This window comes from Accumulibacter sp., assembly GCF_016789985.1.
Lineage (GTDB): Bacteria > Pseudomonadota > Gammaproteobacteria > Burkholderiales > Rhodocyclaceae > Accumulibacter.
The window spans coordinates 1-8,739 of the sequence record NZ_JAEUOL010000175.1 but is presented as its reverse complement, the minus strand read 5'-3'; the positions used below and the strand labels follow the sequence as shown (position 1 = coordinate 8,739).

Below are 8,739 nucleotides of genomic sequence, written 5' to 3'. Positions count from 1 at the left end.
AGCCACAACCCACCAGCGGCCAGCGCCGCACACTGATTCGCCGCTGAACACCTGGGGTCGGGCCCAGCGGCTGTTCAAACAATGCTGCTTGTCGGCAGGCATGGTCACGTCACTTCAGCGATGGGCTTTCACGGTAACGTTCGCGTTCAGCGGCTGCCGAAGGCAGCCGTTGGAACGCGGGGTTAGCCCGCAACGCATTGAATTGCACTATGTTTGCTCCGCTTCCTTGGCGCGGATGACTGAGCGCAACCCGTCGCCCTTCAACAGGCGCCCGGCGCCAAAGTGCAACTCGCGATGGCAGTTCGCGCATAGCGCGGCCGTATTCTCCGGCGAGTCTGCGCCACCGGAGGCAAGAGTAGTTATGTGGTGGGATTCCAGGTAGGGTTCCCGAAACTCGTCGAGAAAGGGCGCTGGTTGATTGCATAGTTCGCAACAGCCTCGTGCACGCTGCAAGGTCCATGCGCGAACCTTCGGATCACGATAGAACTGAAAGATTGTGGATTCAGTGCGGCGCGGGTTCACCGTGCCTACCGGCCTATTGACCTGACCGTAGCTTCGCAAGGTCGAGGAGAGGCGTGTGTAGGCCCCGGGATCGGTAGTAGGTATCGCTGGGAGGAGCCTTAGGCGGCTGAGCAGAGCGTCTTTGCCTTTGTTGACTTCTTGGACAGCTTGAAGCGGCCCCTGTCCGAGCAGGTCGATCAGTTCGGTTCGACTGATGGGATTGGCCCGAAGATCATGAAGCCAAGCAACTTTCTTGTGGAATTCAAGCGGCTCCGACGGATTGACAGTTTCCGGAGGCAGCACATCGAGAACCTCGGCGCTCACAGCCTCGCCGACGGCTACAACTCCCAGGCCATTTACGTACGCGAGAACGAGAGCGCCCTCCGGAATGCGAGAAAGGGCATCGCGATAACGCGCTTCGCCTCCCGTGACAACGACGCCAAGCCGAAGCCAATCGTCGTGCCGGCTGACCCCTTCAAAAGAGACAGCGTCTGTGTTGACGAAGAAGATGCGCATGGCGATGTATTTGCGGGCTAACCCATGATATTGTAGCCACCGTCCATGTAGAGCACCTCGCCGGTGACGATCGTGGCGAAGTCGCAGGCCAGTGCGGCGGTAGCCAGACCAACCTGTTCCGGCGTCACCAGCTTGCCGGTCGGAGCCTTCTCCTTGGTCTTGGCGAGAAGTTCGTCGAAACGGTCGATCCCCGAAGCCGCCCGCGTCATGACCGGTCCCGGCGAGATGACATTGACGCGGATGCCCTTCGGCCCCAGCTCGGACGCCATGTAGCGGGCGGCCGACTCCAATGCTGCCTTGGCCGGCCCCATGATCCCATAGTGCGGGACGACCTTCTCGCCGCCGAAGTAACTCATGGTGAAGATGCTGCCACCCTCCTTCGCCATCAGCGGCTCGGCCAGATGCCCCACACGCAGCAGCGAGTGCACCGAGACGTCCATTGCCATCAGAAAACCGTCACGCGAACAGTCAACCACCCGGCCATGCAGGTCTTCCATCGGGGCAAAGGCGATCGAGTGCAAAACGACATGCAGCTTGCCCCATTGCCGCTCGACGGCTTCGAAAACGGCCTCGAGCTGACCCGGTTGGCGCACGTCACACGGCAGGTAAAGCGCCTCATCGACGCCAAGCGCCTGGGCCAGTTGACCGGTGTAACGCTTGGTCTTGTCGTTGAGATAGGTAATCGAGAGATCTGCTCCGAAAGCGCGGAAGGCACGTGCGCAGCCATAGGCGATGGAGTCCTTGTTGGCAATGCCGATGACCAGCGCCTTGCGGCCGGCGAGTGGTTGATGAGGGATGCCGATCGGCTGCAGCGTCGGGTCGTTGGCATCGATGACTGTTTCGGCCATGGAAATCTCCTGTCGGTACCGGGAAGCGAGAGACCCGCAGCCGAGATCGACGGCGAGCCTGGAAAGGCTTGGGACGATCGTCGCTCGTGCCTTGTCCGCAGGTGCGGGGCAGGGTTCGCGACCTCCACTCGAGCCAGTATGGCCAGCCGGCAAGGCACAGTCAAGCCGGGGTTAGACGCCACGCGAAGCCTGATCATGACCACGCCAAGGTCGCGCGCAACGCCGCCGGAGGTCGGTCACCGCCCGACCGCTCTGGCGAAGGCGTTCCTCTGCGGCGAGCCGGAACGAAGCGAGCCACGAGGAAGCCCGGGGTGACCGACCGATAGCCACGCTGCAGAAGCACGCCGTCCTGCGTGGCGATATTTTTGGCAGACATTTCTTCGTACCTCCGGTAGCCTGAAACATTGTCGAGTGAAACCATCGTCAACCGGTGTCAGGTCCAATCCCGAAGGCCACCCAATGAGCGTGTCTCCGCCACCTGGCACCTCCGTCGTAGCCCGCGCTCGACCGGCCGGCCCGTGCTGCCCGGCCGGCAGGATTCGCCGCCTGATCACCGCATGACGGGCAAGCGCGATGCCATGAGGCCCTTGTCAAGGACTCTTCTCGTCATCGCGGGCTACGTGCTTGCCCTGATGGTCGCGGGGGCGGCCGTTGCCATCCATGCGGCGATCACCGACGACCCGGACAGCCAGGCTTCCAGCGGCATGCGGGCGTTCGGTGACAGCATCCTCCTGCTGGCGGTCTTTGGTCTTGGTGCAATTCCTCCGAGCGCGGCTGCCTTGTTCTGGCTTCGGCCCTGCCCCTCGTTCTGGCGCGCAGCATCGGTCGTGGCTCTGGCCATCGCAGCGACCGGCATCACGGCACTCATCGCCCACCTGCTGCCACAGGGTGCCGACGCCGGCTCGGTTGCCGGTACCTGGTCGGTCTGGTCCCCCCTGCGTGTCCTGCTCGCCCCGCTGTTTGCCATTACCTTCCTGCTCGCTGGCCTGTTGGCCCCGGCTCGTAGCTACCGGAGCGCCCTGCTTGGCGCCACTGCCATCGAGACCGCCGTCTTCTTCTGGGGGGTTCTCACATGGATTCAGCCGTTTCGATGAGCTGGCCGACGCATCCGGTCCCTTCCGGCAACGCCACTGACTCAACAAGTCGCATGAACAGCAGCGTTTCCACACCCTGGAAGGCCGCGGGCAACAACAGGGGGAGTTTCACAGGTGGGCCGGGAGGTCCTGAGCGCGCTTGGAAAGCCTCGCCTGCGGACCTCAACGGGACGGCGCCGTCGCCTTGCACATCTTTCCCGGCATCGACAGGCTTGCCTGGTAGGCCGAGATGGCGAGCAGTTGCTCGTCACTGTACTGGCTGATGATGGCAACCATCGCCGGATTGGCGTTGCGGCGCCGACCGTCGCGGATCTCGGTCATCTGGCGCAGCAGGTATTTGTAATGCTGGCCGGCAATCACCGGATAGAGCCTGTGTCGCGATCCTTCCCCGCTGGCGCCGTGACAGGCCCGGCACTCCTTATCGTAAAGCGCTCGGCCGTTGGCCACCTGCCGGGCGGCGTCTTCGCCCTCGTAGCGACCATGATCGACGGGGATGCACAATCCTTCGAGATAGGCGGCGAGGTCGGCCAGTTCCTGCGGATCGCTCATCACCGCGGCGAACGGAAACATCGTCGGATTGTCGCGCAAGCCGGCACGGATGTCGGCCATCTGCTTGATCAGCACGCTGTCGTGCTGGCCGGCGATCTGCGGAATGCTGCCGTCCGGACGCCCGCCCGCCGACGGCAGGTGGCAGCCGCGGCACAGCGCGTAGAGCCGGGCGCCACGCTTCCGGTTGCCCCTGCTCTCCAGCGCTTCGCTCTTCTCACCGGTCGGCGCCTGCCATGGGTAATCCCTGATCTCGATGCCCGCCGACCCGGCCGCCGGCGGCTCGGCCTGCGCCAGCGCCGCAACCAGCAGCGCCAGAGAGAACCCGAGAACCCGTTTGTTCATTGCCAACTCCCTGCTGTTCGAGATGGGCCGCGTTTCAGAGCGACCGCCCGCATCATCCGTCATGTCGCCCGATAGTGGAAGGCCCGGCGGAGAGGGAGCTCCTGGTCAGACGCGATCGATCCGGCCGACGCCAGCGGGCGCCCTGTTAACCGACCAGCGCAACTGCCTTGATCTGGGCCCACACCTGCTCACCCGGCGCGAGTGCGAGACGGCTGAGCGAATGCCTGGTCAGCCGCGCCAGCAGGAGCGTCGTGCCCACCCGCAACTGGATCAGGGCGAGGGCCGGATGGTCTTCGGCGGCCTGGGCGATCACCGTCGCCGGCAGCAGGTTCATGATGCTGGTGTCGTCGTGACGGTGGCGCGCGAGGCTGACATCGCGCGCCAGGATGCGCAGGCGGACGCTGCGGCCGATCGCGGCGCCGCCGTCGCGTACCCAGACTTCGCCACCGGCGAAGCCGATGCGGGCCAGGTGCCATTCGGCATTGCGCTCGATCACCCGGCCGGTGAACACGACGCCGACCTCCTCGCCAAGGCGCAGCGGCAGGTCGAGGCGGGCCAGAGTTTCGCTGAGCGGGCCTTGGGCCACCGCGCGACCGCCGGCGAGGACGACGACCTGGTCGGCCAGTCGCGCCACTTCGTCGGGCGAATGACTGACGTAGAGGACCGGGATTTCGAGTTCGTCGTGCAGCCGTTCGAGATACGGCAGGATCTCCTGCTTGCGCGCCTGGTCGAGGGCAGCCAGCGGTTCGTCCATCAGCAACAGCCGCGGGCTGCTGGCCAGGGCGCGGGCGATCGCCACCCGCTGGCGCTCGCCGCCCGACAGGCGATCGGTTTGCCGGTCGAGCAGGGCGGCGACGTCGAGCAGTTCGACGACCTGCTCGAGCGCCACGCGGCGCTCGCCCGGCGGGACACGCCGGTACCCGAAGTCGAGATTGTCGGCCACGTTGAGATGGGCAAACAGGCGTGCTTCCTGGAAAACGTAGCCCAGCGGCCGGCGATGGACGGGCAACCGGCGAGCCCCGTCCTGCCAAGTCTCGCCATTGACCGCAAGGAAGCCTCCGGCGGCGCGCTCGAGTCCGGCGATGCAGCGCAGCAGGCTGGTCTTGCCGGAACCCGAGTGGCCGAACACGGCGGTGATGCCGCGGCCAGGCAGGTCGAGGTCGACATCCAGGGTGAAGGCCGGGTAGCTCAGCCGAAAGCGGGCTCGGATGCTCACCACGGGCGCCCCCGCTTGAGCGTATGGAGCAGCAGCAGGACGACAAAGGAGAAGGCCAGCATGCCGGCCGCAAGGCGGTGGGCGGCCTCGTACTCGAGCGCCTCGACGTGATTGTAGATGGCCATCGAGAGCACCTGTGTGCTGCCCGGGATGTTGCCGCCGATCATCAGGACGACCCCGAACTCGCCCACCGTATGGGCGAAACCGAGGATGCCGGCGGTCATGAAGCCCGGTCGGGCAAGCGGCACGACGACCGCGAGGAAGGTATCGCAGGGCCCGGCACGCAGGGTCGCGGCCGCCTCCAGCGGCTGCTCGCCAATCGCCGCGAAGGACTGTTGCAATGGCTGGACGACGAAGGGCAACGAGTAGATCACCGACGCCACGACCAGGCCGCCGAAGGTGAAGGGCAGCAGATCCAGTCCACCGGCCAGCATCAGGCCACCCAGTGCGCCGTCCGGCCCCAGCAGCACCAGCAGATAGAAACCGAGCACGGTGGGCGGCGGGACCAGCGGCAGCGTGACGAGCGCGCCGATCGGCCCGCTCGCCCAGTGCCGGCTGCGCGCCAGCCACCAGGCGATCGGCGTGCCGACAAGCAGCAGCACGAGGGTGGTCGTGCCGGCCAGTTTGAGGGTGAGCCAGACGGCCGTCAGGTCGGCCGGGCTCAACACGGCCCCCACTCCAGTCCGGCGCCACCGGGTGGCAGCCGCCACGCCGGAAGGGCGCCGGGCGGCGGCCCGCTGCCGGCCGGGACGTGGACGGCGAGCCTGCTCACCACGTGTAGCCGAAGGACTTGATGATCGCCTTCGCCTGGTCGCCGCGCAGATAGCCCAACAACGCTTCGGCTGCCGGCTTGCCTTTCCCGCGGACAAGCAACAGGGCATCCTGACGAATCGGCTGGTGCAGCCCGCGCGGCACGATCCAGCCCGAACCCTCGGCGATGCGGCCATCCTTGTAGACTTGCGAGAGGGCGACGAAACCCAGGTCGGCGTTGCCCGAGGCAACGAACTGGTAGGCCTGGCCAACGCTCTCGGCGGTGACCAGGTTGGACTGCAGGGTGTCGAGCAGGCCAAGCGTCCGCAGTGTCTCGATGCCCGCCGCGCCGTAGGGCGCCAGCCTGGGATTGGCCAGCGCGAGATGGCGGAAGCCACCCTTGCGCAACACTTCGCCCCGCTCGTCGACCAGTCCCTGCTTGCGGCTCCACAGCGCGAGTCGGCCGATGGCGTAAGTGAAGCGGCTGCCGGCAACACCGTCGCCTTCCTGCTCGAGACGCAGCGGGGTCGCGTCGTCGGCGGCGAGCAGCACTTCGAAGGGGGCACCGGCCTTGATCTGGGCGTAGAAGCGGCCGGTCGAACCGAAGGACGGAACGATGGTGTGACCGCTCTGCCTGGCAAACGCGGCGGCAATCTCCTGCAACGGCGCAGCGAAGTTGGCCGCTACCGCGACGGTCACCTGGTCGGCGCCGGCGTCGGCGCCGACCAGCAGGGCAAGAACGAACAGGACTGGGCGGTAGATGATCATCAGTGTCAATTGTCAATGCTTCGGACCACAACTTCCGGGACCGTCGGCGCCGCCCGCCGGCGGGCGGCTCAGATCAGCACTGCCGCCTCATCGCAGGCTTCGGCGAGCGGTGTCACGGTGACCGCGACCTCCAGTTCATGCGCATCGCCGCCCAGGATGACGCCGCGCAGCGGCGAGACGTCGGAGAAATCGCGACCCCAGGCGAGCGTGATGTGCTGCGTGTCGGGCAACAGGTTGTTGGTCGGGTCGAAGTCCACCCAGCGACCGCCTTCGAGTTCCGGGCAGTACACCGAAACCCAGGCGTGCGAGGCGTCGGCACCGACCATTCTCGGCTGCCCCGGCGGTGGGTGAGTAAGCAGATAGCCACTGACGTAGCGCGCCGCAAGGCCCTGCGAACGCAGGCAGGAAAGCATCAGATGCGCGAAGTCCTGACAGACACCGCGTTTTTCGGCCAGCACCTCGAGCACCGGCGTGGCCACCGTGGTTGCCTCGGGGTCGAATTCGAACTCGTCGTAGATACGGCTCATCAAAGCCTGCACCGCTTCCAGTACCGACCTGCCGGGCGTGAAGCACGGCCGTGCGTAGGCGGCAAACTCGCGCTTGACCCGCACATAGGGGGATTCGAACTGGAAGCAGCTGGCGTCGAGCAGAACGGGGCGTGCGCCGTAGGCCAGCGCATCACGCACCCGTTCCCAGGCCGGCGAGGCACTCAGGTAAGCCGTCGCCTTGCCGGCTGATCGTGCTTTTGCTCCTGAACCGGGGTCGAACGGGGAGCGGCCTTCCAGGGCCGCCAGGACATCGGCCGGCAAATGCGGTAGCACCTCGATCGTGCTTTCGGCGCGCACGGTGAGACTGTCGTGCGGAAACTCGATCGCCAGTTCCCTGACCACGTTGGCGAAGCAGTCACGACGCTCGCGTGCCGCGCTGGGTTCCGGCGTGACGCTGATCCGGTGGTGCAGGCAGCGCTGCCAGTTGCAATCGCGCGGCGTCAGATGCAGCAACTGGCGCGACAGCGACACCGGGTTCTCGTAGCGGTAGCTCGTTTCGTGCAGCACGTGATAGCGGGCAGGTAGCCGGGTCACGGCGATCACGAAGCAAAGGTCTGCCGGCTGACGTCGCCGACATGACTGAAGAAGCGCATCGCCAGACGGTCCGACAAGGCGGCGGCAGAAAGCGCGACGTCACCCAGCAGCAGGGCGAGATCGACGCAGGGATCGCAGTCACGGCACTGGCTGAAACTCTGACCCTCGAAGCGCCCGAGGTCGAAGCCCTGCAGTCGCTGACGCGCCGAGCGCATCGATTCGTCGCGCGGACCGCCAACCAGACGTGCCAGATTATCGAGGTAGCGCACCAGGATCTGCACCTGGAAGGCGACCGAATGCGGATTACCCTCGTCGAAAACGATCAGGTCGAGAGCCGGCAGCACCTGTGGCTGGGTCATGTAGCGCGAACGATAGGTGATGATGCTGTCGGTCAGTGCGAGCAGCCACTCGAGGCTTCCGGAACCGCGGGTCGACTCCAGACGAAGAAAGCCGGCCACGGCATTGGCGAGAAAGACCAGCCGTTCGATGCGCCGCCCGATGATCAGGAAGCGCCAGCCGTCATCACGGGTCATGTTGTCCATGGCAAAACCGGTCAGCGATGACGAGGTGAGGAGGACCTGATCGAGAAAGGCCAGCGCCTCGCTCGGTTCAGGCTGGGCGGGTTCGCTGACCGCATCGCTGTAGCGCTTCAACAACTGTTGCAGACGGTGGATCGCATGCCAGTTGTCGAGCGAGAAACGCTCGCGCACCTGCGTCGCGACCCAGAGCAGGCGACGAATGTCGCCGGCCAGGCCGTCGCCCCACTCCTTGCCGCACACCGCATGGAGCAGTTGAACTTCGCGCGGTAAGGCCTCGGGCTTGATGCCCTTCGCCTTGGCCGCAGCATCCGGCTCGGCGGTGACCGACGGCAGCAGTTGCAGCACGCGGCAGAGGTCGAAGGCGGCAATCAGGGCTGGCCGGGTGTCGGCACCGGTATCGACCAGACGGGAGAGGGCGACGCGCAGCAGGCGCGCAGTCTTGTCGCAGCGTTCGGCGTAGCGCCCGACCCAGTAAAGGTTTTCGACCACGCGCGACGACAGGTTGCGCCCGCCGCGCACCAGGTCGGCCTTGCC

9 protein-coding genes are annotated in these 8,739 nt (G+C 66.0%); 1 reads left to right on the top strand and 8 read right to left on the bottom strand.

The window, feature by feature from the left end; genetic code table 11:
• Positions 1-207 precede the first annotated feature (207 nt).
• Both JNK99_RS10450 and fabI read right to left on the bottom strand, forming a co-directional pair.
• Entirely contained in the window at positions 208-1,017 is an 810-nt protein-coding gene (locus JNK99_RS10450; protein ID WP_291852467.1) for an HNH endonuclease signature motif containing protein, read from the bottom strand.
• A gap of 17 nt (positions 1,018-1,034) precedes the next feature.
• On the bottom strand, positions 1,035-1,865 hold the full coding sequence (gene fabI / locus JNK99_RS10445) for an enoyl-ACP reductase FabI (RefSeq protein ID WP_291852464.1): 831 nt from the start codon (positions 1,863-1,865) through the stop codon (positions 1,035-1,037).
• A gap of 587 nt (positions 1,866-2,452) precedes the next feature.
• On the opposite strand from fabI, the gene JNK99_RS10440 reads away from it, so the two are divergent.
• Positions 2,453-2,959: a hypothetical protein gene (locus JNK99_RS10440; protein ID WP_291852462.1), complete on the top strand. Its 507-nt coding sequence runs from the start codon at positions 2,453-2,455 to the stop codon at positions 2,957-2,959.
• A gap of 162 nt (positions 2,960-3,121) precedes the next feature.
• Here JNK99_RS10440 and JNK99_RS10435 read toward each other — a convergent pair whose 3' ends face one another.
• From JNK99_RS10435 to JNK99_RS10410, 6 genes are all read right to left on the bottom strand, one after another.
• Positions 3,122-3,850 (bottom strand): c-type cytochrome, encoded by a 729-nt coding sequence (locus JNK99_RS10435; protein WP_291852459.1) that lies wholly within the window; start codon positions 3,848-3,850, stop codon positions 3,122-3,124.
• A gap of 145 nt (positions 3,851-3,995) precedes the next feature.
• Positions 3,996-5,069, bottom strand: coding sequence for a molybdenum ABC transporter ATP-binding protein (gene modC, locus JNK99_RS10430; RefSeq protein WP_291852456.1), 1,074 nt, complete (start codon positions 5,067-5,069; stop codon positions 3,996-3,998).
• Positions 5,063-5,731 (bottom strand): molybdate ABC transporter permease subunit, encoded by a 669-nt coding sequence (gene modB / locus JNK99_RS10425; RefSeq protein WP_291852470.1) that lies wholly within the window; start codon positions 5,729-5,731, stop codon positions 5,063-5,065. Before modB ends, modC begins: the two co-directional genes overlap by 7 nt.
• 103 nt (positions 5,732-5,834) lie before the next feature.
• Positions 5,835-6,584 carry a molybdate ABC transporter substrate-binding protein gene (modA, locus tag JNK99_RS10420; protein ID WP_291852454.1) on the bottom strand — a complete coding sequence of 250 codons (750 nt, stop codon included), beginning with the start codon at positions 6,582-6,584 and terminating at the stop codon, positions 5,835-5,837.
• A gap of 68 nt (positions 6,585-6,652) precedes the next feature.
• On the bottom strand, positions 6,653-7,666 hold the full coding sequence (locus tag JNK99_RS10415) for a transglutaminase family protein (protein ID WP_291852450.1): 1,014 nt from the start codon (positions 7,664-7,666) through the stop codon (positions 6,653-6,655).
• Between the two features lie 5 nt (positions 7,667-7,671).
• Positions 7,672-8,739 (bottom strand): alpha-E domain-containing protein (locus tag JNK99_RS10410; RefSeq protein WP_291852447.1); only part of this gene is annotated, 1,068 nt, incomplete at its 5' end.

Bases quoted from the DNA above. Each gene is read 5' to 3' on its own strand.
- JNK99_RS10450 (WP_291852467.1), bottom strand. From the start codon at position 1,017: ATGCGCATCTTCTTCGTCAACACAGACGCTGTCTCTTTTGAAGGGGTC.
- fabI (WP_291852464.1), bottom strand. From the start codon at position 1,865: ATGGCCGAAACAGTCATCGATGCCAACGACCCGACGCTGCAGCCGATC.
- JNK99_RS10435 (WP_291852459.1), bottom strand. From the start codon at position 3,850: ATGAACAAACGGGTTCTCGGGTTCTCTCTGGCGCTGCTGGTTGCGGCG.
- modA (WP_291852454.1), bottom strand. From the start codon at position 6,584: ATGATCATCTACCGCCCAGTCCTGTTCGTTCTTGCCCTGCTGGTCGGC.